This is a genomic window from Luteimonas sp. FCS-9, assembly GCF_001014645.1.
In the GTDB taxonomy this organism is placed as follows: Bacteria; Pseudomonadota; Gammaproteobacteria; order Xanthomonadales; family Xanthomonadaceae; genus Luteimonas.
This window is the reverse complement of the sequence record NZ_LASZ01000044.1, coordinates 1-910: the sequence shown is the minus strand read 5'-3', so window position 1 is coordinate 910 and position 910 is coordinate 1. Positions and strand designations below refer to the sequence as shown.

At 74.3% G+C, this 910-nt stretch carries 1 pseudogene; it reads left to right on the top strand.

Annotated features, from left to right (window positions below):
• Positions 1-626: pseudogene (locus WQ56_RS19155) on the top strand (beta-hexosaminidase); the annotation flags it as partial.
• Positions 627-910: the final 284 nt, after the last annotated feature.

Below are 910 nucleotides of genomic sequence, written 5' to 3'. Positions count from 1 at the left end.
CCCTCGACGGCAGCGTCCCCGATGCCGGCTCGCCGCGCTACGCCGCGCCGCTGGACCTGCGCCTGCCCGCGCAGGTGCGCGCAGCGGCATTCGCCGCCGACGGCACGCCGCTGGCGCCGGCCACGACCCACACCGTCGACGCGACCTCGCTGCTGACCCGCCGCAACGCCGAGCTGTCGGTCTGTCCCGACATCGGTCGCCTGCTGCTGCGGCTCGAGGACGACGGCCCGCTGGAAGGCGATCGCGCGATCTTCGACGTGACGATCTTCCATCCGTGCTGGCTGTGGCCGGCGGCGGACCTGGGCGACATCGACCGGCTGACGGTCCGTGCCGGGCGCATGCCCTACGCGTTCCAGCTCGCCCACGACGAGCCGCAGCGCACGTTCCTGCCGGCGGCCACCGCGCACGGCGAACTGCAGGTCCAGGGCGGCGGCTGCGACGGCCCGGTGCTGGCGACGCAGCCACTGCCCGCAGCGCCCGACGCGGACGGCTTCGTGACCCTCGACGTTCCGATCGATACCGGCGCGCTGGCCACGCGCCGCGCGACCGACCTGTGCCTGCGCTTCACCGGCGACACCCGACCGACGATGTGGGTCGTCGGCGCGGTCACCCTGCAGCCGCGCTGACGCCGCCAGGCCGCACCGCCACGCGACGCCACGCAACGCTGATCGTAGGAGCGCGCTCGTATCCGCCGTCGCTGCGCAGCGGGGTCAGCCGGGTCGCGAGGCCGGCGATCACGTCCGAGCGCCACGCCGCACCAACCGCATCTGTAGGAGCGCGCTTGCGCGCGAGAAACGGTCTCGCGAAAGCCCTTCGTGCGATGAAGCGGTCTCGGGAACGCCTCATCGCGCGCGAGCGCGCTCCTACGGGTGCACGTGGCGCCCGCGTCCGCCGTCGAGGCGCAGCAGCA